This window comes from Williamsia sp. Y853 (genome assembly GCF_056786495.1).
On record NZ_JBXCJC010000001.1, the window covers coordinates 2,226,259 to 2,252,872 of the forward strand.

A 26,614-nucleotide genomic window follows, 5' to 3' on the forward strand; every position below is an offset into this window, starting at 1 on the left:
AGGACCGGGTCGACCTATGTCCGGGGAGATTCACCCACAGTCTCCGCCCGCAACCGGGAGGACCGTCCCGGTGATGTACGACGCCTCGTCGGAGGCCAGGAAGCAGATGGCCGCGGACTGTTCCTCGAGGGTGCCGTACCGCTTCATGAGCGATGATCCGATCGTCTGATCGACATGAGCTTGCTGCCATGCGCGTTGGGTCTCATCCGCCGGTAGCGGCGTGCCGCGCGAGATGCTCCGCGGGGGAGCCTCGGTGCCGCCGGGTGCGGTCGCCACCACGCGGATACCGGCTTCGGCATACTCCATCGCCAGGGAGGCGGTGATCGCATTGATCCCGCCTTTGGCTGCCGAATACGGGATGCGGTTGATACCGCGCGTGGCGGCGGAGGAGACGTTGACGATGACACCACTGCCGTGGTCGACCATCGTCGGCAGGGCTGCGCGGCAGGTGTACAGGGTGGTGAGCAGCGAGCGGTCGATCTCCGCGCGGATCTCGGTGTCGGTGAACTCGATGAACGGTTTGAAGTTGATGGCGCCGCCGACATTGTTGATCAGGACGTCGACGTGGCCGAACGCCGACAGTGCCTGGTGGACAACGCTGTCCGCACCCGCCCAGTGTTCCAGGTCCGCGGTGACGCCAATGGCGTTGGCACCGCCTGCAGTCAGCTCGTCGGCGAGTTCTTTGACGAGTTCGGACCGGTCGACGAGGACGAGTTCGCCGCCCTCGGCACTGATGCGGCGTGCGGTGTGCTCGCCGATGCCCTGCGCGGCGCCGGTGACGACCACAACCTTCCCGGTGAATCTGCCGGGCGTGACGAAGCGTGGCGCGCGGGCTGCTCGGGTATCGGCCATGGCCCGGCGCATCGTCTGCTTGGATCTGTCGGCATGGGCGATGATCAGCGAACGTGCGGTGGCGCGGTCGCCGGCCTCGAAGGCGGCAACGATGTCCATGTGGTCCTGAGCGCACAGCGGATGGCACCAGGTCGCGTTACGCAGTACCTCGCTCATCCGGCCTTTGACCCCCAGTGCCGTGTAGGCCTGCAGCAGGTGTTCGTTACCTGTCAGGGTGAACAGATAGTCGTGAAACGCGGCGTTGGTCTCCGTGTATTCGGCCGCGTCGACGAAATGATCGCCCGCCACGTGCGGCAGTGTGGACTCGGCGAGCAGTCGGTACCCGGCCAGCTGCCTGGTGCTCAAGCGGCCCAAGGTGACCTCGAGCGCGCCGAGTTCCAGAGCCGAACGCGCCTCGAAGATCGCATCGGACTCGTATACGGCCGGATGATCCTCGCCGATCTGGTAACCGCCGGTGCCCACGGTGACAGGGCTCGTCACCGGCACACGCGGGGCCGTCGTGACCGCCGCCTGGACGGATTCGAGCTCTGCCGCGTCCGTATCGGGGACCCGGGTGTGGGGTTCGGTCACGGGTTCGGCGGGGAACATGATCTGCGCGGCGATCTGCCGCGGCGCGGTGCCCTCGTCGATCACCTCGACCGGCGTCGGCCAGGGTTCGATCTGCGCGGCCGGCAACATCGTCTGTGCGGCGATGGCACGTGCCTCCGGTGCCGGGATCAGTTCCTCGTCGGAATTCGGTTCCTCGGCCGGTGATTGGGTGTCCGCGGGTGTGGTGGCGGCCGGTACCGCGAGTGCGAACTTCTCGTAGTAGAAGCCGGTCGGTTCGATCCCGGCGTCCTTGACGTGGACTCGCACCGACTCGACCATCGGCGGTGGACCGCAGAGGTAGAGCGCGACATCTCCGTCGTAGAGATGTTGCGGCGCAATGAGGCTCGTGACGTACCCCTTGTTGGGCGCGGCGCTGGTCGGATCGGTCACGCAGTGGTCCCAGGTGAATCCATCGAGCCGGGTGGCCAGTGCGTCGAGTGACGCGGTCTCCACCAGGTCGTTGTCGGTGCCGACACCGTAGATCAGGTGAATCTTGCGGGTGCTGCCCTCGGTGTCGAGCTTGCGCAACATGGACAGGATCGGTGCCAGTCCGGTACCGCCTGCCAGAAGTAGTACGGGACGGTCGCTTTCGCGGAGGAAGAACGAACCGTGAGGCCCGGTGAAGGTGAGGGTGTCGCCGATTGCCGCCCGGTCGGCGAGGTAGTCCGACATCGCGCCGCCAGGGTTGAGTTTGACCAGGAAGCTCAGCCGCTCATCGCCAGGGTCGTTGCTGAATGAGTAACTGCGAGTGACGTCGGTGCCGGGCACCGAGATGTTGACGTACTGCCCGGGTAGGAAGGCCAGTGCGGATCGCTTGGCGATCTCCACGCCGAACCGCACCGTGGTTGGTGAGATGCGTTCGAGTTCAACAAGTGTGCCGGTGTAGGTGGCCGCCTCGGTTTTGGCGATCGCGGAGGTCGCGGCGATCTGGAGCACCAGATCCGACCGTGGCTTCATGCTGCACGGCAGTGCGTACCCGGCCGCTGCCTCGTCTTGCGACAGGGCGTCGTCGATGTAGTTTCCACCGTCGTAGTCGCCGGACTCGCAGAGTGCCTTGCAGGTGCCGCAGGCCCCATCGCGGCAGTCCAGCGGAATGTTGATGCGCTGACGGTACGAGGCGTCGGCCACCGTCTGGTCTTCCCGGCAGGTGATGAAACGGGTGACGCCGTCCTCGAATGACAGCGCGATCTGATGGTCGAGCTCTGTGGCGGCCGCCGAAGTGGGCGCCTGTTCGGTGGTTGTCATATCCGGATCCTCTAGAAGTGGTAGACGTCGACGACGTGGTGGATGTAGTCGTTCTTCAACACCACGGTCTTGCGCCGGATCAGGGGTTGCTCTCGGGAGAAGTCGATCGTGTAGAACGAGGTTCCGTAGTAGGGATCGACGGTCTTGTACCGGAAATACATGGTGTGCCAATTGAATCGAACATCAACCAGATCGCCGCGCCTTTCGATGACCTCGACGTTGCTGATGTTGTGGCTGGTGCGGGGTTCGGGAAGCGATGTGGCAGAAGAACGTTCGGTTCTGATTCGGAACACACGGTCCTCGAGGCCGCCCTTGTTGCCGTAGTAGATCAGCGAGATGTCGCGCTGTGGATCCTCGACCAGGCGATCGTTGTCGTCCCAGGAGGGCATCCAGTAGACGACGTCGTCGGCATAGCAGTCCAGCCACTTCTCGAACTCACGGTCGTCGAGGTATCGCGCTTCTCGGTAGAGGAACTGCTCGATGATGTTCTGCGTGATCAGGGCATTCCCGGTTTCGGTGCCCAGGGCTTTGCCCGTGTCGATACTGGTCATCGGCTTGCTCCCGTCTCGGTCTGTTCTTCTGCGGCCAGCGCCGTGCGCATGGTGTCGAGCCAGTAGCCGTGCTGGACCGGGTAGAGGCCTTCGTCCTCGTTCTTGACACCCGCCGAGACGATGTTCTCCATCCCGAGGGAGATGGCGACCTCGTCGGGACCGGTACGCCAATGCTGTGCACCGCGGCTCATGTCGTTCCAGGGAGCGGCCTGCGCCCGGAACGTGAGCTGGCAGGACCGGAACTCTTCGAGGTCGTCCGGGGTTGCCATGCCCGAGGCGTTGAAGAAGTCTTCGTATTGCCGGATCCGGTGCGCGCGGGCCGCATCGCTTTCCCCCTTGGGCGCAATGCAATAGATCGTGACCTCGGTCTTGTCCGGAGCGATCGGCCGGAAGTGTCGGATCTGCGTGGAGAACTGGTCCATCAGATACACATTCGGGTAGAGGCACAGGTTGCGTGAACCCTTGACCATGAACTCGCCCTTGGCATCTCCGAATTCTTCCTTGAGCTCATCGAGCTTGTCCCAGAGCGGTCGGTCCTGCGGATTTCCGGCCCAGGTCCACAGGCAGAGATGGCCGTTCGGATACGACCAGTACCCGCCGCCGGTCTTGCCCCAGCTGCCGGCGTCCAGCGCTTTGGTGTCGTTCTTCGACTCGCCGGTTCCGCGGCGCGATGTGGTCGCGGCATAGTTCCAGTGGGTCGCGGTCACGTGGTAACCGTCGGCACCGTTCTCCGCCTGCACCTTCCAGTTGCCGTCGTAGGTGTACGTCGAGGTGCCCCGCAATACCTCGAGGCCCTGTGGGGACTGATCGACGAGCATGTCGATGACGGTCGTGGTGTCACCCAGATGTTCACGGAGTGGCAGCACGTCGGCGCTCAGGCTGCCGAACAGGAATCCTCGGTAGCTGTCGAACCGGGCGACCCGGGTCATGTTGTGAGAACCGTTGACGTTGAACGACTCCGGATATCCGGCCCCTTCGGGATCCTTTACCTTGAGCAGTGTTCCGTCGTTGCGGAACGTCCAGCCGTGGAACGGGCAGGTCAACGTGGTTCGGTTGTCGGTCTTGCGCCGACAGATCATGGCACCGCGGTGGGCGCAGGCGTTCACCAGGCAGTGCAACTCACCCTGCTTGTCCCGGGTGATGACCACCGGCTGCCTGCCGATGTTCGTCGTGAAGTAGTCGCCGGGATCCGCCACCTGACTCTCGTGGGCGAGATAGATCCAGTTGCCCTCGAAGATGTGTTTCATCTCGAGTTCGAAGATGTCCTCGTCGGTGAAGATGCGTCGATTGGTACGGAATACCCCGGCCTCGGGATCGTCGATCACCGCATTGGCGAGGACATCCGCCACGTGGCCACGTTCGTTGGTTGTCGGTGCGCTCATCAGTGCCTCCAGGTGTGGGTTCTCCTGACACCGTCACACGAAGTGGCCTACATCACACTAGGCAAAGGCCTAGTGCTATCCAAGGGGGAGGGGCTGATCAGCGTGTTTGGCCGGCGAGACGGGCCATGATCCGCGACATCAGTTCCAGGTCAGAGCGAGGACCGCCGGGGGTTTCGGCGCCGTATCGCTCGATCTCGGCGGCGAGGTCGAGGGTGCGGGTCGGCGCAACACCGGGCACGATCTCTTCTTCGAGGCGGGAATCGGGCACCAGCCAAGTGACCTCGAATTCGATGCCGTCGGGGTCCCGGCCGTACAGGGCCTTGGTTCCGGCATGATTCGCCGCTCCATGCAGTGCGCCTGCAGCCTGGAGTCGATCGCGGGTGTTGGCGAGTTCGCGTAGGGTCTCGACCTCCCAGGCCAGGTGGTAGAGCCCGACCGAACCGTCGGCGGGACGGGGGCCGGTGGCCTGGAACAGGCCGAGATCGTGGTCGTTCGCGGAGTTCGAACCCCGGAGAAAAGCGCCGCCAGGGAAGTCGATCGGAAGCCGTTCGAACCCCAATACGTCGCAATAGAAGACCGCGCTGCGCGTGACGTCCGAGACGAACAGGACAGCGTGATTCAAGCTGAGAATCGACATTGGAATTCCTTCGGTTGGCTCGGGTGGGGGGGGGCGGGCTCGACGCGCGCGGACTGATTGGACTTGAGCATATGTTCGGTGCGTCGACGAACCGCCGATGTGACCCGCTACATAGTGTTTTGAGTGACCTACGCGTTGTTTGAGTGACGTACGACGACGGCGTGCGCTGATGCTGAACTGAGAGAAAGCCGGGCTACTCCATGCAACTGAAAGACAACACCTTCTTCGTCACAGGCGGGGCCTCCGGTCTCGGCGCCGCGACCGCTGCCGCCATCGTCGAAGGAGGTGGGCGAGTGGTGATCGCAGACTTGCCGGCATCAGACGGCACGACGACCGCCAAGAGCCTCGGCGACGCGGCGCTGTTCGTGCCCGCAGACATCACGGACGAGGTGTCGCTCACCGAAGCGCTCGACGCAGCCGAAGTTCACGGGCCCCTACGCGGAGCTGTGCACTGCGCCGGTCGCGGCGGAGACCGGATGCGGATCCTCGATCGGGACAAGAACCCGGCCCCGCTCGACAGTTTTCGACATGTCATCGAGGTCAACCTCATCGGTACGTACAACGTGCTGCGGCTGGTGGCCTCTCGCATCGCGCGTAATGAACCGATCGACGGTGAACGGGGCGCAATCGTGCTGACTGCCTCAGTCGCGGCATTCGATGGGCAGATCGGGCAAACGTCGTATACCGCATCCAAGGCCGCGGTCCACGGCATCACTCTCGTATCGGCACGTGACCTCGCCAGTGTGGGTATTCGGGTGAACACCATCGCCCCGGGTGTATTCGACACCCCGATGGTCGCTCGCCTCCGAGAGGACATCCGGGACGGGCTTGCCGCGGACGTTCCGTTCCCCAAGCGGCTCGGCGACCCCGGAGACTACGCGGGAATGGCACTTACCTTGCTACAGAACGGATATGTCAACGGCGAGACCATCCGCCTCGACGGTGCGATTCGGATGGCTCCACGCTGAAACTTCGTGGGGCGACACTCCTGATCGTGTCTACGGAAGTGGGTCTGATCTATTGCTTGCCGCATCCCGGCGAGGTAGGACTCCGAACGCTGATACGTTGTTAAGCGATGATTTGCCAGAGAAAACATTGACTGATTTTGGTTTGAACCCGACGAAGCTTTCGGACAACCACTTGAGGACGCGATATGGCCATTTCGACCGATAACCCCCAGAGTTCGGCCCCATCTGAAGGCTCTGACGCATCGACCAAATCGCCGCAAAAGGTCTCCGTGAACTGGCCGGTCTTCATCGGTTCCAGTGCAGGCATCATCGGGATCATCGTCTGGGCGCTGATCGATCAGGAGGGCGCCGACGACGTCATCGGCACTGCGGTGAAGTGGGTCGCCACCAATCTCGGCTGGTTCTACATCCTGCTGGTCACGGTTGTCCTGGCCTTCGTGGTGTGGGCTGCGCTGTCATCGGTTGGCCGGGTCAAACTCGGGCCCGACCATTCGAAGCCGGTCTACAACCTGTTCTCCTGGACGGCCATGTTGTTTGCCGCCGGAATCGGTATCGACCTCATGTTCTTCTCGGTCGCCGAACCTGTCACGCAGTACCTCGCGCCACCGGAGGGTGAGGGTCAGACAACCGAGGCTGCTCGACAAGCGTTGACGTGGACGCTGTTTCATTACGGGATCATCGGCTGGGCCCTGTATGCGCTGATCGGCATGGCGCTGGGTTATTTTGCCTACCGGCACAACCTTCCGTTGAGCATCCGATCGGCCCTCTATCCGATCTTCGGGAAGCGGGTCGAGGGCGGCCTCGGCAATTTTGTCGACATAGCGGCGCTGCTCGGCGCGATCTTCGGTTTGGCGACCAGCCTGGGAATCGGTGTGGCCCAACTGAATGTGGGGCTCGACGAACTCTTCGGCATCGAACGAGGCACCTGGGCGCAGGCCGGACTCATCGCGGTCGCCGTTCTGATCGCCACGGTGTCGGCGGTTTCCGGCATCGACAAGGGGGTGCGTCGACTGTCCGAACTCAACGTGATCGTCGCCGTTGGCCTGATGCTCTTCATACTCATCGCCGGATCCACCGCGTACCTTTTCGATGGCATCGTGCAGAACACCGGCGACTTCATCAGCCGGTTCCCCGGGATGACCCTCGATACGTTTGCCTACGACCGGCCAGATGAATGGCTGTCGTCGTGGACCCTGTTCTTCTGGGCCTGGTGGATTGCCTGGGCGCCGTTTGTCGGCTTGTTCCTGGCCCGGATCTCGCGTGGACGAACGATCCGCCAGTTCGTGCTCGGTACCTTGACCGTCCCGTTCATGTTCATCCTGCTGTGGATCTCGATCTTCGGAAACAGTGCGATCGAACTGGTCCGTGGCGGTAACACAGAGTTCGGCGACACCGCGGTGAATGTGCCGGAGGAGGGTTTCTATGGCCTGCTCAAGGAGTATCCGGCCGCACCATTCCTGATTGTCGTCGCCACCATCACCGGGTTGCTGTTCTATGTGACCAGCGCAGATTCCGGGGCACTGGTGATGTCGCATTTCAGCTCGCGGATGCCGGACAACGAGTCCGACGGCCCGGCCTGGGTGCGGATCTTCTGGGCCGCGGCCACCGGCGTGCTGACCTTTTCGATGTTGTTGATCGGCGGCATCACCACGTTGCAGAACGCAACGATCATCATGGGTGTTCCGTTTGCCATCGTGATCGTCTTCATCATGCTGGGTTTGTTCAAAGCACTTCAAGTGGAGCAACACTGGGTCGAATCGGCGCGTCTGTCGATTCCGAAGGTGCTGTCCAGCCGGTCGGCAGGCGGGACTCCGCTGCACTGGCGTCAGCGCATCGCGCGTTCGGTGCGATACCCCGATGCCGCCGCGACCGAGCGGTACGCCAAGACCGTGGTCGGTCCGGCACTGCGCGAGGTCGCTGACGAATTGACCTCTGCCGGAAGGGAAGCGACGGTTGGTGAGCAACTGGTCGAATCGAGTGGCATCCACGCGTACCACCTCGATGTGCTGTATGTGGGGGAGCGGGGCTTCCATTACCAGGTCTATCCGACCGAACATCTGATCCCGCAGTACGGACGGCTACCGAAGAGTCCGGGCAAGTTCTTCCGACTCGAGGTCTTCACCGCCTCCGGCAGCAGCGGGTTCGATGTCTTCGGATTCTCCAAAGAACAGCTCATCAGCAACGTGCTCGATCACTATGAACGCCACCTCGAGTTCTTGCGTCGTTCGGTCGGCGGCGATTCGACAACGGTCGACGCCGCACCGGTCATCGACTGGTCCACCGACTTCGAGTCGATGCCCGACGGCGCAGATGACAAAGACGGCACGACACCGACCAGCAAAGAGGAGCCATGACCGCACAAACCCTGTTCATCAACGGCACGTGGGAATCCGCGGCCGACGGGGGCACCCGCGACATCGAGTGTCCCGCAACGCGCGAGCTGGTCGGCACGGTCAGCGAGGCAGGCCCGGCCGACACCGAGCGGGCGATCGCGGCGGCCCGAGCGGCATACGATGACGGCCGGTGGTCGTCGGTGCCCGCTGCTGATCGCGGTGCCTTCCTGCTCCGGGTGGCCGCGACTCTGCGGGAACGAAAATCGGAGTTCGCGCGCGCGGAAACCCTCGACACCGGCAAGCGCCTGATCGAGTCCGACATCGACATGGACGACATCACAGCCTGTTTCGAGTACTTCGGTCGTGCCGCGGCGCAGGATGCCGGTCGCCTCGTGGACGCCGGTAGCAACGAGGTCGTCAGCCGGATCCAGTACGAACCGGTGGGCGTCTGCGGGATGATCACGCCGTGGAACTACCCGCTGCTGCAAGCCGCATGGAAGATGGCACCTGCCCTGGCGGCCGGCTGCACGTTCATCCTCAAACCTGCTGAACTGACGCCACATACCGCGATCTTGATGATGCGGGTCTTCGACGATCTGGGGCTGCCCCCGGGTGTGGCCAACCTGGTCACCGGCACCGGACCCCAGGCCGGCGCGGCTCTGTCGGAACATCCCGACATCGACATGGTCTCGTTCACCGGTGGCCTGGTCACCGGACGGGTCATCGCCGCTGCCGCTGCCGCGACGGTGAAGAAGGTCGCCCTCGAGTTGGGTGGCAAGAATCCGAACGTGATCTTCGCCGATGCCGATTTTGACGCCGCCGTCGACAACGCGCTCAACGGGGCATTTGTGCATTCGGGGCAGGTCTGCTCGGCGGGTGCGCGAATTGTGGTGCAGGACAGCATTGCCGAGAAGTTCACCGATGCGCTGGTCGCCCGGGCGAAGCAGATCCGGCTCGGCGGACCGTTCGACGACTCAGCTGAGACCGGCCCGCTGATCTCGGCCGCGCACCGGGACAAGGTCGACGCGTACATACGCAAGGGTGTCGCAGAAGGCGCACGGTTGCGTTGCGGTGGTGAATTCGGCACCGGCACATCGGGCGAATCCGATCTCGATGCCGGCTATTACTACCTGCCGACAGTTCTGGATCAGGTACGCCGGGGCATGTCCGTGGTGGTCGACGAGGCATTCGGCCCGGTGGTCACCGTCGAGACCTTCACCGACGAAGACGACGCCGTGGCGATCGCCAACGACACCGTGTACGGCCTTGCCGGCGCTGTCTGGACTCAGGACGCAGGCAAAGCGCAACGGGTGGCAAATCGGTTGCGGCACGGGACGATCTGGATCAACGATTATCATCCGTATCTCCCGCAGGCGGAGTGGGGCGGCTTCGGTCAATCAGGTGTCGGACGGGAGTTGGGGCCCATGGGCCTTGGTGAGTACCGCGAGGCCAAGCACGTCTACCAGAACATCGCGCCGGCGGTGACCGGCTGGTTCGAGGACACGAGTTCGGAGAACAGCAAATGAGCACAGAGCGGGTTTTCGACTATGTGGTCGTCGGCGGCGGATCGGCCGGTTGTGCTGTTGCGGCACGACTGTCGGAGGATCCGTCGATCAGTGTTGCGCTGATCGAGGCCGGCCCCGACGATCACGGCATTCCTGAAGTGCTGCAACTCGATCGCTGGATGGAGTTGCTCGAGTCCGGCTACGACTGGGACTACGTGGTGGAGCCGCAGGAGAACGGCAACTCGTTCCTGCGTCACGCTCGGGCGCGGGTGATGGGTGGATGCTCGTCGCACAACTCGTGTATCGCATTCTGGCCACCCGCCGAGGACATCGACGAATGGGAATCGAAATACGGTGCGACGGGGTGGAACAAGGAGTCGGTGTGGCCGTTGATCAAGCGGCTCGAGACCAACGAAGATGCCGGCCCGGAGTATCCACACCACGGTGACAGCGGCCCGGTGCATCTGATGAACGTCCCACCGGCCGATCCCTGCGGTGTGGCATTGCTCCAAGCCTGCGCCGAAGCCGGGATCCCGACCGAGAAGTTCAACACCGGACCCACGGTTGTCCACGGCGCGAACTTCTTTCAGATCAATCGCCGCGCGGACGGCACCCGCTCGTCGTCGTCGGTGTCGTATATCCATCCGATCGCCGATCGCCCCAACTTCACACTGCTGACCGGGCTGCGGGCCAAGAAGCTCGTCTTCGACGGGACCCGTTGTGTGGGCGTCGATGTGGTCGACAACCAGTTCGGCCACACCAAGACGATCCGCGCGAACTCCGAAGTGGTGTTGTCGGCCGGTGCGGTGGATTCGCCGAAGCTGTTGATGTTGTCGGGGATCGGCCCGGCGGATCACCTGCGGGAGTTCGACATCGACGTGCTGGTGGATTCACCGGGCGTCGGATCGCATCTGCAGGATCACCCCGAAGGTGTGATCTCGTGGGAGGCGAAGCAGCCCATGCCAACTGAGTCAACCCAGTGGTGGGAGATCGGCATCTTCGACACCGTCGACGACGGTCTCGATCGTCCGGACCTGATGATGCACTACGGATCTGTGCCCTTCGACATGCACACCGTTCGGCAGGGGTATCCGACGTCGGAGAACGTCTTTGTACTCACCCCGAACGTGACACATGCCCACTCACGCGGGTCGATCCGGCTACGGACCCGGGATTTTCGGGACAAACCGCTGGTCGATCCGCGCTACTTCACCGACCCCGACGGCTACGACATGAGAATCATGATCGCCGGGATCCGACGCGCCCGCGAGATCGTTGCGCAACCGGCGATGGAGCCGTGGGCAGGGGCCGAACTGTTCCCGGGCATCGACGTCCAGTCCGACGAGGATCTCGCCGACTACATCCGCCGTACGCACAACACCGTCTACCACCTGGCGGGCAGTGTCCGGATGGGCGCCGTCGACGACATCGACTCGCCGCTCGATCCAGAACTGCGGGTCAAAGGTGTGCAGGGGCTGCGGGTGGCGGACGCCTCCGTCTTCCCCGAACACACCACCGTGAACCCCAACATCACCGTGATGATGGTCGGTGAGCGTTGCGCGGACCTGATCCGCGCTACCCGCAGCTGACTCCCAAGTGAGCCGGGGGGTCTCGGGGCAGGGTCAGAGCTTGGGCTCGGGACACTCCGGGTTCGTGCACGCCGGCTCTGATTTCGTTTTGTGGATATCGCCCCCGAACGTGCGGAACTCGTGCACCTCGACCTCCATGTGTTGGCCGCAGGCAGGGCAGTGGTGAACGACCTGCTTTCTATATGTCTTGGTAGCCATACCCCACCGTAAAACTGTGACCCCGGTCACGTCCAGTGGAGTGTGGTACCGGTGTCGAAACGTGCTGATCATCAAGGTCTATCGGTGTTGGAACACCGTTCTCGATTCCGAGAAGGGTGCTCTTGGCCGTGTTACGTTGAGTGACCCGACACACACTCAGGAGTCCCATGACGACGTCGCATGCAGAGCCCACCTACCGCGTGATCCAGTGGGCCACCGGAAAAGTCGGCCGCCAGGCGATACGACATTTTGTGGAGAATCCCGCTTTCGAGCTGGTCGGCGTCCTGGTCACCAACCCCGACAAGGTCGGGAAGGACGCCGGTGAACTCGTGGATCTGCCGGACACCGGTGTGATCGCCACGGACGACGTCGATGCCATCATCGCGCTGGACGCTGATTGCGTGCATTTTGCACCCCGAGGAACTCTGCCGGACCTCGACATGGTCTGTCGGCTGCTGCGATCAGGTAAGAACGTGGTCACCCCGATGGGCCCGTTCTTTCGTACAGAGCGCACCAGTGAATTCCTCGACACGGTCGAGGCCGCCTGCCAGGCCGGCGGCACCTCATTCCATGGGTCAGGCCTGCATCCGGGATTCGCGAGCGACCTCCTGCCGCTCACCTTGCTTCGCCTGATGAGCCGGGTCGACAGGGTCCACGTATACGAGACCGCGGACTTCCTCGCCCATCCGTCCAACTACATTCCGTCCCTTGGCTTCGGGCGCGCTCCCGACGATGTTCTCGCCAACCCGAGCCGTTCTCCGGACACCCATCACATCTATGCGCAGTCGATGGAGATGATCGCCCAGACCCTGGGCGCGACGATCACCGACATCACCACCACGCTGGAATTGGCCACCGCCACCAAGGACATCGCTTATCCCGGTGGCGTTGTCGAGGCCGGAACAGTTGCAGGCCAACACTACGAATGGACCGCGTGGGCCGACGGCGCGCCACTGATCACGTTCCACGGTTTCTGGGTCATGGGAGCTGACATCGAACCCCGTTTTGATTGCGGGGACGACACCAACTACCGCGTGGTCATCGAGGGTGATCCGGGGCTGGATCTGAGCCTTTCCCGCGGCGTCCGCACCAACGACGACGACGGTAACGGCGCTCTGCCGTGGACGGGGTATATCGGCGCCAACGCCATCCCCGATGTCTGCGATGCGCAACCCGGCGTGATCACCCATCTCGAACTCGGCATCGTTCGTCCGCGCGGGCTGGTGCGGCCCGCTTCGGCGCCTGCCGTGGCGCGCTGACCGCACCACCTCGGGGTCTTCGTCGGCCCCGAGTTTGCGGCGTCACCGGCGCGGGTACCGAAAGAACATGGCACATGAACTCGACGGACAACAGATCGCGTTTCTCGTGGCACCCGAAGGTGCCGAACAGGTGGAGTTGACGCAGCCCTGGGAAGCGGTCCGCAGCGCCGGTGGCACGCCGCATCTGGTGTCGACGGAAGCCGGGAAGATCCAGGCCTACAACCACCTCGACAAGGCCGACACCTTTACGGTCGATGCCGTGGTCTCGGAGGTTCCATCTGCCGATTTCGATGCGCTCGTGCTACCCGGTGGTGTCGCCAACCCGGACAACCTGCGAACCGACCCCGACGCGGTGCAGTTCATCGCGTCGTTCTTCACCGAGGGCAAACCGGTGGCGGCGATCTGTCATGCACCCTGGACGCTGGTGGAGGCCGACGTCCTCGGTGGGCGCACCCTGACGTCGTACCCGAGCGTGCGCACCGACATCACCAACGCCGGAGGCCAGTGGGTCGATCGCGAGGTCATGGTCTGCACCGAAGGCCCCAACGTGCTGATCACCAGCCGCAATCCCGACGACCTGCCGGCATTCGACGATGCCCTGGTACGCGAGTTCGCGGCCGCCAAGTCCTGACCCGGGTCCGAGGTCTGTCCCATCGGCGGGCGGGTGTGTAAGGGTGGGCAGTCATGACGACAGTCCGGCGCCTCGGCGCGCACCTGGCCCGCTTCGGCCTCGCCCGTCCGCATTCGCTCGGCGACACCTTCATGACCGGTACGCCCGCGCCGATTCGTGGTCGCAAGATCGTGATCACAGGTGCATCGTCGGGGGTTGGTGAGTCCGCCGCACTGGCACTCGGGAAGCAAGGCGCCGAACTCATCCTGGTTGCCCGTGGCGCAGAGGGTTTGCAGGCAGTCCGGGATCGCGTTGTTGCCGACGGCGGTGTTGCGCATTGCCATCCCGCGGACCTGGCCGATGAAGCCGACGTCCGGCGGCTCGTCGATGAGATCCTCGCGGAACACGGCACGCCAGATGTGTTGGTCAACAATGCCGGACGGTCCATCCGGCGTACCGCCATCGACTCGGTCGACCGGCTGCACGACTATCGCCGCACCATGGCGGTGAACTATTTCGGTCCGGTTGGCCTGATGCTGGGGTTCCTGCCCGGCATGAAAGCGCGTGGGAGCGGGCACATCATCAACATCTCGACGTGGGGCGTGCCCGCCGGATCGATGCCGAAGTTCTCGGCATACGCGGGTTCGAAAGCCGCCCTGAGCATCGTCGGCCGGAGCATCGGAACAGAACTCGCCTGCGACGGAATCGTGGTCACCACGGTCTATTTCCCGCTCATCCGGACACCGATGATCGCACCCACCGCCGAATACAACGGGCTGCCCGCGCTGACGGCGGACGAGGCGGCGTCGTGGATCACCCACGCGGTCCGCCATCAGCCCGCCGAGGTGATGCCACGGTATGCGCGGGTCCTGCAGCGGGTGTCGGCGATTCGCGCCGCCGGAACAGACCGGTTGCTGGGCCGTGGCCTCACGTGACCACTTCTGACCAGATCGGCCGGTCGGGCTGTGCCGGGCCGAGTTTGCCAGGCATGCTTGAGTGATGACCGCACACCCGATGTTCCCGCTGGGAATCGCGTTGCTGCCCGGCGAACCGCTGAGTCTGCAGGTATTCGAGCACCGATACCGGCAAATGGTGGCCGACTGTACGGCGATCGACGGAACGAACAGCTTTGGTGTCGTGCTGATCTCGCGCGGCAGCGAGGTCGGTGGCGGCGAAGAACGAGTCGACGTCGGGACACTTGCGCAGATCGAAGAATGCACTGCCCAACCCGATGGGCGCTATCACCTGACGTGCGTCGGCACCGACCGCTTCCGGGTTCGGTCGTGGCTGCCCGACAACCCATATCCGATGGCAGACATCACGATGTGGCCGAGCACCGATCCCATCGCGTACCCGGCAGATCTGACGCCCCTTCGGGAGAGACTCGACGGTCTGTCGTCGGTACTGTCCCGTGTGCGCGGAATCGTTGTCGAAGACCGATTGGTCGAACCGCTGAGCGGCGATGGACCCATCGATGCCAAGGTCTACGACACCGCGGTCCGACTGGGTCTGGGGCCTGCAGACCGGTTGAAGGTCTTGTCTGCACCGGGCACTGTGGAACGGATCATCGAGTTGTGTCAGGCTATCGACGACCTGACCGCGGTTATCGAATTCTCCGGTCTGCCAGAGGATTAGTCACCGGAAACGGATGAGGGGACTGCGACGTGGGTTTGGCGACAGCAGCGGTATTCGTGTGGATCGGCATGGTGTTTGCGATCTCGTTCATCGAGGCGCCGCTGAAATTCCGCGCGCCGGAGGTGACGCTGCGAATCGGACTGGGCATCGGTCGACTCGTGTTCCGCGCGTTGAACATTGCCGAGGCGGTGCTTGCCGCCGCCCTGGTGGCCGGGCTCATCATCGGATCGCCGACGTCGGCCACCGTGGCGGCGGCCGCTGTTGCCATCGGCGCGCTGGTCATCCAGATCGTGGGTGTGCGGCAGGCACTGACCCGTCGCTCGGACCGCGTGTTGGCCGGGGACGAGAGCGGGGCGGGCTCGCGCGCCCACCTGGTTTACATCGGTTTCGAGGTGGTCAAGTTCGCCGCACTGATCGCCTGCGGCGTGCTGTTGCTGTCCTAGAGTCGGATCAGTTCGACGACGCACCGGCCGCGATCAGCAGGATCACGAACAGGGCGATCCCGATCGTCCACAGGGCGACGGCCGCCCATCCGATGATCCGTCCGGCCTGGGCCATCCCGAGTCCGTCCTGGGTGCCGCCCGACGCGTTGATCTCGTCGATTGCCTTGTTGCCGAAGATGATCGCCGGGATGGCGCCGAGACCACAGATCACGAAGGCGGCAATGCCGCAGACGAGCGCGATGATGGCGTTCGAGTTCGTCTCCCGATTGACGGGATATCCGTAACCGCCTGCGGCAGGGTAGCCGGGCTGCTGGTAACCGGGTTGCTGATAGCCGTAGCCCGGTTGCTCGTAGCCGGGCTGAGAGTAGTTCGGCTGCTGATATCCGGGTGCTTGGTATCCCGGTTGTTGATACCCGGGCGCTTGATACCCGGGCTGTTGGTATCCGGGTTGCTGGTAGCCGGGCTGTTGGTACTCGTCACCCGGGGCCGGGGTGCCGCCCTGGGCGTCGGAATTGTCGTCGCGCTTGCGCAGCGGGTCGTTGTTCGGGTCGTACGGCGGGGGATAGGTCATGACCTTCACCTTTCACAGACGTCAACTTCGCCTCCAGCCGAGGCCACATGTGATTCGTTGAAGTCTATAGCCGTTTCTTCTCAACCGGCCGGTGTGGCGATCGGCTCGCCCGGCGCCGGGATCTCGGTCAGCGCCGCAGGTGCCGGGTCGGCCCCGGAGATTGCCCGATATGCGCCGTCCCGCACAGCAAAACCGTTGTCTGACCTGGTATTCAGGCAATACAACCCGCTGGGGGTTGCCAGACACTGGAAGTTCCCGACCGAGATCGTCGAGCCGGACAACAGCGGCTCGCTGCGGACCCATACCCACGGCGTGTCGGTGCAGGTGCCCTGGGTGGACGTCTCCGTCAGCACCACGTAGCCGCCCTCCCAAGTACAGGCAGCCGGCGTCGAGTTCGGTTCGGGCCGCGCGTCCTCCCCGGCCACGTCACACGCCAGGGTGGCGGTGTCGCGGTCCACGGTGGAGCAGTGCACGTCGCCGTCGGCGGTACTGAAGTGGAACTCGGAGGTGTCCTCGACCGGCTTACCCGCGGTGGGGGCCGCCTCGTGGAAGTCGGTGTTGTCGACGCGAGGTGCGATGCTGATCACCTCCCCGATCGTCAGGGCACCGGATCGGGTGGTGGTGGTCAACGTGCCGCGGGAGGACGTGGTGGTCGTGGACGTCGGCCGCTCGGTGGACAACTCGTCGGTGGGCGGTAGCTCCTTGGTACTCGGCCCGTCCTCGGCAAAACATCCCCCGAGGGTGACGATCGCCGCGGCGCACACCAGCACCATCCCGATCGGTGATTTCCCCATGTCAGTACCCTTACCTGTGTGTCGACACCCAAGATCGTGCTGTTTTATGTCTTCACGCCGATCGCCGATCCCGAGGCAATACGGCTTTGGCAGCACACATTATGCGAAGCAGTCGGGGTCACGGGCCGGATCATCATCTCCGAGCACGGAATCAACAGCACGGTCGGCGGCGACATCGGTGCGGTCAAACGCTATGTGCGCGGAACGCGGGCCTATCCGGCGTTCAAGAACGCCGACATCAAGTGGTCCGACGGACTCGGCGACGACTTTCCTCGCCTGAGCGTGAAAGTGCGCCCCGAGATCGTCACCTTCGGCGCACCCGGGGAACTGCAGGTCGACGAGTCCGGAGTGGTCGGCGGCGGCACCCACCTGAGTCCGGAGGGCGTGCACAAGCTGGTCGACGAGCGGGGCGACGACGTGGTCTTCTTCGACGGCCGCAACCATCTCGAGGCCCAGATCGGCCGGTTCCGCGATGCCGTCGTGCCGCCGACCGAGACCACCCGCGACTTCATCGACCTGATCGAGCGTGGCGAGTACGACCACCTCAAGGACAAGCCGGTGGTCACCTATTGCACCGGCGGCGTGCGCTGCGAGGTGTTGTCGGTTCTGATGCGCAATCGCGGCTTCAACGAGGTGTACCAACTCGACGGTGGCATCGTCCGATATGGCGAGAAGTACGGCGACGACGGTCTGTGGGACGGTTCGCTGTATGTGTTCGACAAACGGATGAGCCTGGACTTCTCCGACCACGCGAAGGTTATCGGGGCCTGCACCCGCTGCGGCGCGGAGACGAAGAACGTCGCGAACTATCCCGATCCCGGCGGCCGGGAACTGGTGGTGGTCTGCCAGCAGTGTCAGGCCGACGCCCAGGTATGAGGGACGCGTGAGTGCGATACCGGTTCTGCTGGTCGCCGGATTTCTCGGTGCCGGGAAGACGACGCTCCTCAACAACCTGCTGCGCACGCGGTCCGGATTGCGAATTGGCGTGGTGGTCAACGACTTCGGGTCTGTGAACATTGATGCGATGCTGGTGGCCGGTCAGGTGGACGGCGCCGTCGCACTGGGGAACGGCTGCATGTGTTGCACCGTCGACGACGACGGACTCGATGCGACATTCGAGGCGTTGACGGCACCGAAGGCGGGGCTGGACCTGATCGTTGTCGAGGCGAGCGGGCTCGCGGAGCCGCGCAATCTGATCCGGATGGTGGTGGGTAGCACCAATTCTCGCGTTGAATACGGCGGTTTGGTGTACCTGGTGGACACCGCGAATCACGCTGACACCCGCGCTCAGCACGCCCGCATCGATCAGCATCTGGCACTTGCCGACCTGATCGTGCTCAACAAGGTCGACCTCGCAGACCCCGAGACGATCGACAGGGCACGCGAGGTGGCCCGCAGCCACAATCCCACTGCGCCGATCATCGAAACCCGCGACTCCGCAGTCGATTTGGGATTTTTGACTGATCTGACCCCGCGTCAGGTGCCCGACGACGGTCCGCGCCAACTCGGTCTGGACGAGTTGCTGATGGAGGTCGCAGGCGAAAACGGCGCAGACGACCACTGCGAACACCTGCACCACGACTACCAGGCGGTCACCTTTGCCGAGTCGGCTCCGATGGAGCCCCGATCGCTTGCGGCATTCCTGGAACAACCGCCGACCGGGGTCTTCCGAATCAAGGGATTTGCACATTTCGATGTCGCAGGACATCGGCGCAAGTACCTCATTCACACCGTCGGCAATTACGTCAGTGTGCATGCGCAGAAATGGGAACCGGGGGAGTCGCGGCGCACCGAGATCGTGATCATCGGCGCGGGAATCGATGAGACACAAGTGCTTTCGGGGCTCAGCGGATGCCGCATCGAAGGCGACGTCGACGAGCAGTCGATGCTCAGCATCACCCGCTACCTGCGCTAGGCCGGCCAGGGGCGCCGGGTCACGGCACCAGCACGATCCGACCGAACACCTCGCCTGCATCCATGAGCCGGTGCGCATCGGCAGCAGAACTCAACGGCAGGACGTCCTGGACCACTGCGTGGAGGTCACCCCGAACGGCCGCGTCGAACTGCTCTGTGCGAACGCGTGCGAGTTCGTCGCGGGGCACCGTGTCGAGACTCAGGGTGCCGAATGAGATCGATTTCCGGAACGCGCCGAGTAGCGCGGTACCGAAGTCCACCGGCGGAAACCCGCCGACAACACCTACGGCGATCAACCTGCCGTTCGGGGCGAGCCGGTCGATGAAAGCAGGCAAGGCCGGGCCGCCGACGATGTCGAGGATCACGTCGAACTCGGTGGGCGCGGTCGCATCGCCGTGTCCGGCTCGATCGAGCAGATGGGTGGCCCCAAGTGTGCGAAGTCGTTCTCCGCGTTCGGTGGACGACGTGGTGACCGCGACCGCTGCGGCGCCGGCCCGGGCCGCGAGTTCTACGGCTGCGATGCCGATGCTGCCCGCCGCCCCGCGCACCAGCACGGTCTCACCCTTGGCCAGGTGTGCGCGGCCGAGGCCGAAATGCGCGACGGGCGCGGCGCTTCCGAGGGCCACGGCGTCTACAGACGTGAGGTCGGACGGAAGCGGCACGATGTTGCCAACGGCAGCCACTGCCTGCTCGACGTATCCACCGGTGGTGCCCGTGAACGCCCAGACGCGTCGGCCGATCCACGACGAGTCGACCCCGTCGCCGACCGCGGTCACGGTACCTGCGACCTCACTGCCCGCGATCATGCCTTCGGCGAAGTCGGGCCCGCCGAGCGTGCCCCGCCGGATCAGGACGTCGACACCGCCGACCCCGATCGCGTCGGTGTGGATCAGTACTTCGCCGGAGGCCGGGTGCGGCTCCGGCAGATCGACGAACTCCATGCCGTTCGGGTCGCCGAAGGTTCGAATGGTCACTGCGCGCATTGGGTTGCTCCTCAACTGATTCCGCGAAAAGTTGTCGGGGGGATGCCCCCGGATCGAAAGTTAGTGGACGCAGGCGTCCGCATCGTTAAAGTGAGAGAGATGGACGAGACATTGCCTCAGGTACTTCGCGTAGACGCGCAAGAGAACCGGGATCGCGCCTTATCCGCGGCGCGCGAGCTGTTCGCCCGCGATGGACTCGATGTCACGATGGGCCAGATCGCTCGCCACGCCCAAGTCGGTCCGGCGACGCTCTATCGGCGATTTCCGACCAAGCACGCGCTCATGGTCGAAGTCTTCATGGACGAGCTCGATGCTTGTCGCGGGATCGTTGGCGACGCCGTAGATGATCCCGATCCGTGGCGGGCATTTTGCACAGTCATCGAGCGTCTCGCTGTCCTCAACGCACAGAACCAGGGGTTCACGGATGCGTTCATGTCGGCCCAGCCGGAGCTGTTCGACTTCGCGACGCATCGCCGCGAGGTGTTGCACCAACTGGCCGGTATCGCCCGTCGAGCCAAGGATGCCGGCGCGCTTCGCGCCGATTTTGTCGTCGACGATTTTGTCCTGGTCCTGCTCGCCGGTCGGGGACTGGCCACGGCGCGAATGGAGGGGCGGACCGCTGCCGCCCGCCGATTCGCCGCTCTCGCGATCGACGGATTTCGAGCCGCGGATTCGAACAGCCCGCTGTCCGCGCCCGCGCAGGCTACCCGGTGACAACCGCGTCGTCATCGGCTGCGACCGAACGATTGAGCATCGGCAGGGTCACGACCTGACAACGGTTTCGGGCGTATCGGACACCCATTTCCCAAAAGTCTCAAGGACTGGTTCACTGTTACAGAAGTGAATTCTGTGACTGAAGTTGCGTAAGTGGCGTCCGAGTCGAGTCCTGGCCGGCCACACCATCAACCGATCGGTCCGAAGGCCGCGCCGGCCCTTTTCGGCGCACGCGAAAGGAACACCGTGACCAAGAAGAACATGCGCGCCGCCGGGCTCACCACCTTGGCCCTCGCCGCTTCACTGATCGCGATGCCGACGACGGCGTCAGCCGAGCCCGCCCCGGCACAGGGCGATTCGCTTGTCGGAAAGACAATCTTCATCGACCCCGGACATCAGGGGTCGTCGGCGGGTCAGGACCTGAACAAACAGGTACCCGACGGTCGGGGTGGAACCAAGGACTGCCAGACGACCGGCGCCACCAGCCCGAATGGGGTGGCCGAACACAAGGTCAACTGGGACATCTCGCAGCTCGTGAAGGCCGGTCTGGAAAGCCAGGGCGCCAAGGTGGTCCTGAGTCGCCAGGACGACACCGGCTGGGGCGGGTGCATCGACGAGCGGATCAACGCCGCCAATGCCTCGAATGCCGATATGGCAGTCAATGTTCACGCCGACTCGACCTCTCCCGGAGTCGACGAGAGCAAGAGTGGCTTCCACATCATCGTTCCGCAGCTCCCGGTGCCCGATGCCACGGTGCAGCAGGTGCAGTCCGGTCCCGGCCTCAACGCCGCCGGACTGATGCGTGACGCGTTCAAGGATGCCGGACTGGCGCCCGCGAACTACGCCGGTGCGCAGGATGGCCTGCAGACCAGATCGGATGTCGCCGCGCCCAACCTCACCAAGGTGCCCAACGTCTTCGTCGAGCTGGGCAATCTGTCCAATCCCGCAGACGCCGCGGCTCTCACCGGTCCAGATGGCCAGCTCAAGTACGCCATCGGTCTGATCGACGGAATGATCAGGTTCTTGCTGACCGGGGACTCGGCCACCGCAGCCCCGACCACCGCCGCACCGACCACCGCCGCACCGACGACTGCAGCACCGGCAGCACCAGCACCGGCCGCAGCCGCGCCGACGACCGCTGCACCGACCACCGCAGCGCCGACAGCACCAGCGCCGACGACCGCAGCGTCGAGCCCGTCCGCCGCTGCTCCGGCACCGAAGGCTTCGACACCCACGACCGCGGCACCCAAAACGACAGCACCCAAGACCACGGCACCGACACGCACGGTCGCTCCGGGTATGGGCCTGCCGAGCCAGCCGCTCGGTACTGAGAACGGAACGACGGCGCCGGGGTCCGCGGCCGGGTCCGAAGGAATCGATCTGACCGGTCTACAGTCGCTTCTGCCTCTGATCAGTTCGCTGCTCGAGGCCGAGGACTCGGAGGGGATCGAGGGGTTGTTGGCGACGCAGGGCAACGATGTGGCGTCGCAGGTCCTGGAGGCGATGCTCTCGGTCGTCTACGAGATCTTTGGCGGCAAACTACCCATCTGAGTACAGGTATGACCCGTAGGGTTGAGGCATGAGTGTCAAAGACCTACTGGTGATGAAACCTCCTGTGAAAGACCTGCGAGCCAAGCGGGTACTGATCACCGGTGCCGGAAGCGGGATCGGCAAGGCCACCGCGTTGGCGGCGGCCAAGGAGGGTGCGGCACTGGTACTCACCGACATCAACGTGGCGAACCTCGACGAGACGGTTGCGCAGGTGCGTAGCGCCGACGGCAAGGTTGTCTTCCACCGCGCCGGCGACGTCTCCGACTACGAGTGGGTCAAGCGGTTCGCCCAGCAGGTCGACGCCGAGGTCGGCGTGATGGACGTCGTGATGAACATCGCGGGTGTATCCGCTTGGGGCACAGTGGAAAACCTCGAGCATCGCCATTGGAAGCAGATGGTCGATGTCAATCTCATGGGGCCGATCCACATCATCGAGTGCTTTGTGCCGCAGATCGTCCGGCGGGGTCGCGGCGGCCATCTGGTCAACGTGTCATCGGCGGCGGGCCTGTTGGCACTGCCGTGGCACGCTGCCTACAGTGCAGGCAAGTTCGGGATCCGCGGTGTGTCCGAGGTTCTGCGAATGGACCTGCGGCGGCACAAGATCGGCGTCTCGCTCGTCTGTCCGGGTGGGGTCGACACCCCGCTGGTCAACTCCGTCGAGATCGCCGGGGTCGACCGTGACAACCCGGTCATCGCGCGGCAGATCGGGCGATTCCACAAGGTTGCGGTGACCCCCGAGAAGGCGGCAGACGCCATCCTCAAGGGCGTTCGCAAAAACCGGTTCATGGTGTACACGTCGTTCGACATCCGGTTCGGGTACTGGATGTCCCGGAAGTTCGCGTTGCCCTACGAGATCGTCATGCGGATCGCGAACAACCAGTTCGATCACATTGCGCGGGTCAGTGCGCGGAGCCTCGAAGCGTCTGCCGCTGCGTCGGATTCGGGTGCTAGCTCTTCCACCAGTCGTCAAAAGGGGTGACCGGAACGGTGCGTTTGTGCGCCGAGCGCAGGAACAACGATTCGATGCGTTCCGCGACCGCGGCATCGACCTCCAGGCCCTCGAGATAGTCGTCGATCTGGCTGTATGTCACTCCGAGGACTTCTTCGTCGGGCAGTGCCGGACGGTCGTCCTCGAGGTCGGCGGTCGGGACCTTGGTGGTGACCGATTCGGGGGCACCCAGATGCCAGAGGATCTGGGCGCCTTGACGTTTCGTGAGGCCGGTCAACGGCGTGACGTCGACGCCGCCATCGCCGTATTTCGTGAAGAACCCGCTGACCGCCTCAGCGGCGTGGTCGGTTCCGACCACCAGGAGGTTCTCCTGCCCGGCAACCGCGTACTGCAGGATCATCCGTTCGCGGGCCTTGATGTTGCCGCGCACCAGGTCTCGGAGAGGCTCACCGAGGGTCTGCACAACCACTTCGGCGGTGGCGTCGGAGCCGGGCTTGACGTTGTAGACCTCTGAGCGATCGGGGTCGATGAACTTGAGTGCGATCTGGGCGTCTTCTTCGTCGGCTTGTTCGCCGTAGGGCAGCCGCACCGCGACAAACGTTGCGCTGCCACCCTCGGCACGCACGGATTCCGCGGCCAATTGGCAGAGTCGGCCGGTCAGGCAGGAGTCTTGCCCGCCACTGATACCGAGGATGAACCCGCTGGTGCCGGTGCTCAGCAGGTATTGCTTGAGGAAGTCCACCCGCCGGTCCACCTCCTGCTGTGGGTCGATGGTCGCGGAGACGTCGAGTTCGGCGATGATTCGCTCTTGCAGGCTGGCCATTCACAAATGGTAGTGGGACCGGTACCGTTCCGGCACGCTGGAGCCGTGACCCCACGCGAATTCCGTAAACATCGATCCGACGCACCCCGCGACTTCTTCGCTGCCGAGGCAGCGGGCCTCCGATGGCTTGCCGATGCCGGGGCCCCCGTCCCCGAAGTGCTCGACGTCGGGGACGACCACATCACGCTGCGCCGACTGGCCACTGCGGCACCGACGCCGCGACATGCGCAGGAGTTCGGCGCGGTGCTGGCCCGGATGCACGGATGTGGTGCCGATGCGTTCGGTAGTGCTCCGGCCGGATTCACCGGTCAGATGTTCATCGGGAACCGGCCCATGCCATCGACCCCGACCGCGCACTGGGGTGAGTTCTACGCCCAGCAACGCGTGCTTGCCTTTGTCGATGATGCAGTCGCTGCCGGGAACCTGGGCCGCGCCGACGAATCCGACACCCGCGAGGCCTGCGAGCTCATCGCATCCGGGGTGTTCGATGACGGGCAGCCGCCGGCCCGTATCCACGGTGATCTGTGGAACGGCAACGTGATGTGGACACCCGATGGCGTGGTGATGATCGATCCGGCGGCCCATGGCGGGCATCGCGAGACCGACTTGGCGATGCTCGCGCTGTTCGGTTGCCCGGCCCTCGATGCGGTCATCGCGGGCTATGAAGCGGAGTACCAACTGGTCGACGGTTGGCCCGAACGCATCGCGCTGCACCAGCTACATCCGTTGGCGGTACATGCGGTTGGCCATGGTCCGGGTTACGGCGTCGAGCTGGGGCGGGCGGCTCGGCAGACTCTCGAACTGGCGGTCTGACCTGAAGAGGGCCGGGCGGCCACGCGTCAGCGCAGGTCGCGGTCGCGGATCCGGGGTGGTGGCGCGTAGATGATTTCCTCGGGCGCACGGTAGGCCCGCGCGCCGGGCGGCGGCGGCTGCCGGTCGTCGTACGGTGCTGCGCGACGAGTGCGGGCCTCGGGTACCTCTGGGGCCGCGCGTCGGCGCCGCGGCGGGCCGCCCAGATCGTCTCCGCGTTCAGGGATCCGGGATTCAGGGATTCGGGGTTCGGTTGCCCGGGGGCGTGGATCGGTGGTGCGGACGGGCGGCCGGGGAGCCTGGGGCACGCGGGACCTGGGTGTCGCGGTGGGTGCCGATCCGTCGCCGTCGATCACTGCGGGACGGGGTTGCGGTCGGGGCGCCTTCGCGGCACTGCTTCGGGTCTTGTCAGTTCGGGTCGTGCCGGGGACAGGCCGGGCTTTGTGTGCGGAGCGTGCCGTCGACTTGTCTGCGCTCTTCTTCGGCGACTTGGACGCGGAGGTCCTGCCGTCGCCGGTCTTGACTACCTTCCCGGCGTTCTTGGGATGGGTCAGCCAGACCCGCGCGGCGGCGATGGCCAGGACGATGAGGAACGTCCACCCCATCACCGGGAACAGTTTCGCCACGGGCAGAGCCACATTGAAGACGAGCTTCTTCAGTCCCGAATCGGCGGCCGACACCAGGAAGTACAGCGTGATGACTGCCACACCGAACAGAACCAGCGGTGGCTGTGCGACGGCGGTGAACAGTGCTCGGCGCCGTACGGCAAGCACCGCAGCGACGCAGCCGATCATGTAGAGCGCCTTGAATGTAAAGCCGAGTGCAACGTCGTCACCTGCGACCACGATCACTGCTCCGACCGAGGTCAGGCCGACTGCCAGCAGCACAGCGCCCCACCATGGCACACCGGGTGCGGTGGGAAGTGCGGATTGCTCGTCGAGGGGAACCCCCGAACGCGAGCGTGGCCCAGAAATCACATACCGACCGTACCGGTAAATCCTGAGAATTCTGGTACCGAACACAGGTGATGCCGTGGGTCACTTCACCGCCGGTTCCGTTTGGACGGGACGTGAAGCCCCGGCCGCCCGGCCCGATGAGGGTGCAGAGACCCCGCTGAGGTTCAGCTTCGGTGAGGAACCAACGCGGCACGCCGAGGCAGTGATCCGGGAGATGCTCGCCCCGCTGTGGATGTGGGTCGATCGGGACGTCAGCTCGCGGTCGCTCACCCGCTGCACACTTTCGGTGGTGGAGGTCGTCGCGCCCGCACCGCAGGTTCCCCGGGGAGCAGCGGGTGTGGCAGGCGTTTCCGGGTCCGGGGTAAGGGTGTTGTCCAGGCCGGTCTCGTCGATGCGTGGTGAGGTCCGGCGTGCGGCCGAGCGGGTGGCCGACAGGCTCTGGTCGAAGGAGGCACCCGATTGGCTCACCAGGACTGCGTCGTGTCCGTCGCGCAGGGTATCGCCGGTGGTGAACGCAAATGCCGCGACGGCGGCCATGGTGAGGAGCCATCCTCCGACCACAACACTGCCCGAGCAGGTGCTGGCCGTGACATCGGACCGACGATCGTGGCTGACATACATGTGAACGACTCCAGGTGTGAAGGGCGACTGGAATCAGGTTGTCCCGAGCCGCTTGGAGTGGGCTTGAAGTTCACTAGGAGAATCAGGGCCGCGCATCCAAGTTGCTCAGTCAAGTGGCTTGGATACGACGAAA

Annotated in this window: 25 protein-coding genes; 15 read left to right on the top strand and 10 right to left on the bottom strand. The window is 64.4% G+C overall.

The features are described from left to right. Positions 1–30 precede the first annotated feature (30 nt). From benC to AC1TPF_RS10150, 4 genes are all read right to left on the bottom strand, one after another. A complete protein-coding gene (gene benC, locus AC1TPF_RS10135) occupies positions 31–2,685 on the bottom strand; it encodes a benzoate 1,2-dioxygenase electron transfer component BenC (protein ID WP_482143690.1) in 2,655 nt (884 codons plus the stop codon). 11 nt (positions 2,686–2,696) lie between these two features. Next, positions 2,697–3,236 (bottom strand): benzoate 1,2-dioxygenase small subunit, encoded by a 540-nt coding sequence (gene benB, locus AC1TPF_RS10140; protein ID WP_482135265.1) that lies wholly within the window; start codon positions 3,234–3,236, stop codon positions 2,697–2,699. After that, the gene (gene benA, locus AC1TPF_RS10145; protein ID WP_482135264.1) at positions 3,233–4,618 is read right to left on the bottom strand and encodes a benzoate 1,2-dioxygenase large subunit; all 1,386 of its coding nucleotides are present in this window, start codon (positions 4,616–4,618) and stop codon (positions 3,233–3,235) included. Before benA ends, benB begins: the two co-directional genes overlap by 4 nt. Before the next feature lie 97 nt (positions 4,619–4,715). After that, a complete protein-coding gene (locus AC1TPF_RS10150; protein WP_482143692.1) occupies positions 4,716–5,255 on the bottom strand; it encodes a VOC family protein in 540 nt (179 codons plus the stop codon). 200 nt (positions 5,256–5,455) lie between these two features. Between AC1TPF_RS10150 and AC1TPF_RS10155 the strand changes: the two genes are divergently transcribed. The 9 genes from AC1TPF_RS10155 to AC1TPF_RS10195 all read left to right on the top strand — a co-directional run bounded on the left by AC1TPF_RS10155 (position 5,456) and on the right by AC1TPF_RS10195 (position 15,795). Then, positions 5,456–6,223: an SDR family NAD(P)-dependent oxidoreductase gene (locus AC1TPF_RS10155; protein ID WP_482143693.1), complete on the top strand. Its 768-nt coding sequence runs from the start codon at positions 5,456–5,458 to the stop codon at positions 6,221–6,223. A gap of 185 nt (positions 6,224–6,408) precedes the next feature. Further along, complete coding sequence (gene betT / locus AC1TPF_RS10160) at positions 6,409–8,577, top strand: choline BCCT transporter BetT (RefSeq protein WP_482143695.1); 2,169 nt, start codon at positions 6,409–6,411, stop codon at positions 8,575–8,577. Next, complete coding sequence (locus AC1TPF_RS10165; RefSeq protein ID WP_482135260.1) at positions 8,574–10,082, top strand: aldehyde dehydrogenase family protein; 1,509 nt, start codon at positions 8,574–8,576, stop codon at positions 10,080–10,082. Before betT ends, AC1TPF_RS10165 begins: the two co-directional genes overlap by 4 nt. Next, positions 10,079–11,650 (top strand): GMC family oxidoreductase, encoded by a 1,572-nt coding sequence (locus AC1TPF_RS10170; RefSeq protein WP_482143696.1) that lies wholly within the window; start codon positions 10,079–10,081, stop codon positions 11,648–11,650. Before AC1TPF_RS10165 ends, AC1TPF_RS10170 begins: the two co-directional genes overlap by 4 nt. A 365-nt stretch (positions 11,651–12,015) precedes the next feature. Beyond that, positions 12,016–13,107, top strand: coding sequence for an NAD(P)H-dependent amine dehydrogenase family protein (locus tag AC1TPF_RS10175; RefSeq protein WP_482135258.1), 1,092 nt, complete (start codon positions 12,016–12,018; stop codon positions 13,105–13,107). A gap of 67 nt (positions 13,108–13,174) precedes the next feature. Continuing rightward, on the top strand, positions 13,175–13,738 hold the full coding sequence (locus AC1TPF_RS10180) for a type 1 glutamine amidotransferase domain-containing protein (RefSeq protein ID WP_482143698.1): 564 nt from the start codon (positions 13,175–13,177) through the stop codon (positions 13,736–13,738). A 53-nt stretch (positions 13,739–13,791) separates the two neighbouring features. After that, entirely contained in the window at positions 13,792–14,652 is an 861-nt protein-coding gene (locus tag AC1TPF_RS10185) for an SDR family NAD(P)-dependent oxidoreductase (protein WP_482143699.1), read from the top strand. A gap of 64 nt (positions 14,653–14,716) precedes the next feature. Beyond that, positions 14,717–15,352 carry an LON peptidase substrate-binding domain-containing protein gene (locus AC1TPF_RS10190; protein WP_482135255.1) on the top strand — a complete coding sequence of 212 codons (636 nt, stop codon included), beginning with the start codon at positions 14,717–14,719 and terminating at the stop codon, positions 15,350–15,352. A 68-nt stretch (positions 15,353–15,420) separates the two neighbouring features. Further along, a complete protein-coding gene (locus tag AC1TPF_RS10195) occupies positions 15,421–15,795 on the top strand; it encodes a hypothetical protein (RefSeq protein WP_482137227.1) in 375 nt (124 codons plus the stop codon). 7 nt (positions 15,796–15,802) lie between these two features. Here the strand turns inward: AC1TPF_RS10195 and AC1TPF_RS10200 are convergent, their stop codons facing one another. After that, positions 15,803–16,366 (bottom strand): DUF4190 domain-containing protein, encoded by a 564-nt coding sequence (locus AC1TPF_RS10200; RefSeq protein ID WP_482143701.1) that lies wholly within the window; start codon positions 16,364–16,366, stop codon positions 15,803–15,805. 80 nt (positions 16,367–16,446) lie between these two features. Then, complete coding sequence (locus tag AC1TPF_RS10205) at positions 16,447–17,160, bottom strand: hypothetical protein (protein ID WP_482143702.1); 714 nt, start codon at positions 17,158–17,160, stop codon at positions 16,447–16,449. Between the two features lie 18 nt (positions 17,161–17,178). On the opposite strand from AC1TPF_RS10205, the gene trhO reads away from it, so the two are divergent. Together trhO and AC1TPF_RS10215 are read left to right on the top strand one after the other, a co-directional pair. Continuing rightward, positions 17,179–18,036, top strand: coding sequence for an oxygen-dependent tRNA uridine(34) hydroxylase TrhO (gene trhO / locus AC1TPF_RS10210; RefSeq protein ID WP_482143704.1), 858 nt, complete (start codon positions 17,179–17,181; stop codon positions 18,034–18,036). Positions 18,037–18,043: 7 nt separating this feature from the next. Further along, positions 18,044–19,075, top strand: a complete 1,032-nt coding sequence (locus tag AC1TPF_RS10215; protein ID WP_482143706.1) for a CobW family GTP-binding protein — start codon at positions 18,044–18,046, stop codon at positions 19,073–19,075. 19 nt (positions 19,076–19,094) lie between these two features. On the opposite strand, the gene AC1TPF_RS10220 is transcribed toward AC1TPF_RS10215, so the two are convergent. Beyond that, positions 19,095–20,057 carry a zinc-binding dehydrogenase gene (locus AC1TPF_RS10220; RefSeq protein ID WP_482143707.1) on the bottom strand — a complete coding sequence of 321 codons (963 nt, stop codon included), beginning with the start codon at positions 20,055–20,057 and terminating at the stop codon, positions 19,095–19,097. 99 nt (positions 20,058–20,156) lie between these two features. On the opposite strand from AC1TPF_RS10220, the gene AC1TPF_RS10225 reads away from it, so the two are divergent. From AC1TPF_RS10225 to AC1TPF_RS10235, 3 genes are all read left to right on the top strand, one after another. After that, positions 20,157–20,771, top strand: coding sequence for a TetR/AcrR family transcriptional regulator (locus AC1TPF_RS10225; protein WP_482143709.1), 615 nt, complete (start codon positions 20,157–20,159; stop codon positions 20,769–20,771). Between the two features lie 246 nt (positions 20,772–21,017). Beyond that, positions 21,018–22,322 carry an N-acetylmuramoyl-L-alanine amidase family protein gene (locus AC1TPF_RS10230; RefSeq protein WP_482143710.1) on the top strand — a complete coding sequence of 435 codons (1,305 nt, stop codon included), beginning with the start codon at positions 21,018–21,020 and terminating at the stop codon, positions 22,320–22,322. Positions 22,323–22,350: 28 nt separating this feature from the next. Further along, entirely contained in the window at positions 22,351–23,301 is a 951-nt protein-coding gene (locus tag AC1TPF_RS10235) for an SDR family oxidoreductase (RefSeq protein ID WP_482143712.1), read from the top strand. Here AC1TPF_RS10235 and nadE read toward each other — a convergent pair. Further along, the gene (gene nadE / locus AC1TPF_RS10240) at positions 23,270–24,094 is read right to left on the bottom strand and encodes an ammonia-dependent NAD(+) synthetase (RefSeq protein ID WP_482143714.1); all 825 of its coding nucleotides are present in this window, start codon (positions 24,092–24,094) and stop codon (positions 23,270–23,272) included. The two genes, AC1TPF_RS10235 and nadE, sit on opposite strands and share 32 nt — an antisense overlap. A 6-nt stretch (positions 24,095–24,100) precedes the next feature. Here nadE and AC1TPF_RS10245 point away from each other — a divergent pair, with 6 nt between their 5' ends. Then, complete coding sequence (locus tag AC1TPF_RS10245) at positions 24,101–24,907, top strand: fructosamine kinase family protein (RefSeq protein ID WP_482143715.1); 807 nt, start codon at positions 24,101–24,103, stop codon at positions 24,905–24,907. 26 nt (positions 24,908–24,933) lie between these two features. Here the strand turns inward: AC1TPF_RS10245 and AC1TPF_RS10250 are convergent, their stop codons facing one another. Continuing rightward, a complete protein-coding gene (locus AC1TPF_RS10250; RefSeq protein ID WP_482135244.1) occupies positions 24,934–25,881 on the bottom strand; it encodes a DUF6542 domain-containing protein in 948 nt (315 codons plus the stop codon). Between the two features lie 60 nt (positions 25,882–25,941). Next, entirely contained in the window at positions 25,942–26,481 is a 540-nt protein-coding gene (locus tag AC1TPF_RS10255; protein WP_482135243.1) for a hypothetical protein, read from the bottom strand. Positions 26,482–26,614 lie beyond the last annotated feature (133 nt).

Coding starts and splice junctions, on each gene's coding strand:
- benC (WP_482143690.1), bottom strand. CDS start 2,685: ATGACAACCACCGAACAGGCGCCCACTTCGGCGGCCGCCACAGAGCTC.
- benB (WP_482135265.1), bottom strand. CDS start 3,236: ATGACCAGTATCGACACGGGCAAAGCCCTGGGCACCGAAACCGGGAAT.
- benA (WP_482135264.1), bottom strand. CDS start 4,618: ATGAGCGCACCGACAACCAACGAACGTGGCCACGTGGCGGATGTCCTC.
- AC1TPF_RS10150 (WP_482143692.1), bottom strand. CDS start 5,255: ATGTCGATTCTCAGCTTGAATCACGCTGTCCTGTTCGTCTCGGACGTC.
- AC1TPF_RS10155 (WP_482143693.1), top strand. CDS start 5,456: ATGCAACTGAAAGACAACACCTTCTTCGTCACAGGCGGGGCCTCCGGT.
- betT (WP_482143695.1), top strand. CDS start 6,409: ATGGCCATTTCGACCGATAACCCCCAGAGTTCGGCCCCATCTGAAGGC.
- AC1TPF_RS10165 (WP_482135260.1), top strand. CDS start 8,574: ATGACCGCACAAACCCTGTTCATCAACGGCACGTGGGAATCCGCGGCC.
- AC1TPF_RS10170 (WP_482143696.1), top strand. CDS start 10,079: ATGAGCACAGAGCGGGTTTTCGACTATGTGGTCGTCGGCGGCGGATCG.
- AC1TPF_RS10175 (WP_482135258.1), top strand. CDS start 12,016: ATGACGACGTCGCATGCAGAGCCCACCTACCGCGTGATCCAGTGGGCC.
- AC1TPF_RS10180 (WP_482143698.1), top strand. CDS start 13,175: ATGGCACATGAACTCGACGGACAACAGATCGCGTTTCTCGTGGCACCC.
- AC1TPF_RS10185 (WP_482143699.1), top strand. CDS start 13,792: ATGACGACAGTCCGGCGCCTCGGCGCGCACCTGGCCCGCTTCGGCCTC.
- AC1TPF_RS10190 (WP_482135255.1), top strand. CDS start 14,717: ATGACCGCACACCCGATGTTCCCGCTGGGAATCGCGTTGCTGCCCGGC.
- AC1TPF_RS10195 (WP_482137227.1), top strand. CDS start 15,421: ATGGTGTTTGCGATCTCGTTCATCGAGGCGCCGCTGAAATTCCGCGCG.
- AC1TPF_RS10200 (WP_482143701.1), bottom strand. CDS start 16,366: ATGACCTATCCCCCGCCGTACGACCCGAACAACGACCCGCTGCGCAAG.
- AC1TPF_RS10205 (WP_482143702.1), bottom strand. CDS start 17,160: ATGGGGAAATCACCGATCGGGATGGTGCTGGTGTGCGCCGCGGCGATC.
- AC1TPF_RS10220 (WP_482143707.1), bottom strand. CDS start 20,057: ATGCGCGCAGTGACCATTCGAACCTTCGGCGACCCGAACGGCATGGAG.
- AC1TPF_RS10225 (WP_482143709.1), top strand. CDS start 20,157: ATGGACGAGACATTGCCTCAGGTACTTCGCGTAGACGCGCAAGAGAAC.
- AC1TPF_RS10235 (WP_482143712.1), top strand. CDS start 22,351: ATGAGTGTCAAAGACCTACTGGTGATGAAACCTCCTGTGAAAGACCTG.
- nadE (WP_482143714.1), bottom strand. CDS start 24,094: ATGGCCAGCCTGCAAGAGCGAATCATCGCCGAACTCGACGTCTCCGCG.
- AC1TPF_RS10245 (WP_482143715.1), top strand. CDS start 24,101: ATGGTAGTGGGACCGGTACCGTTCCGGCACGCTGGAGCCGTGACCCCA.
- AC1TPF_RS10255 (WP_482135243.1), bottom strand. CDS start 26,481: ATGTATGTCAGCCACGATCGTCGGTCCGATGTCACGGCCAGCACCTGC.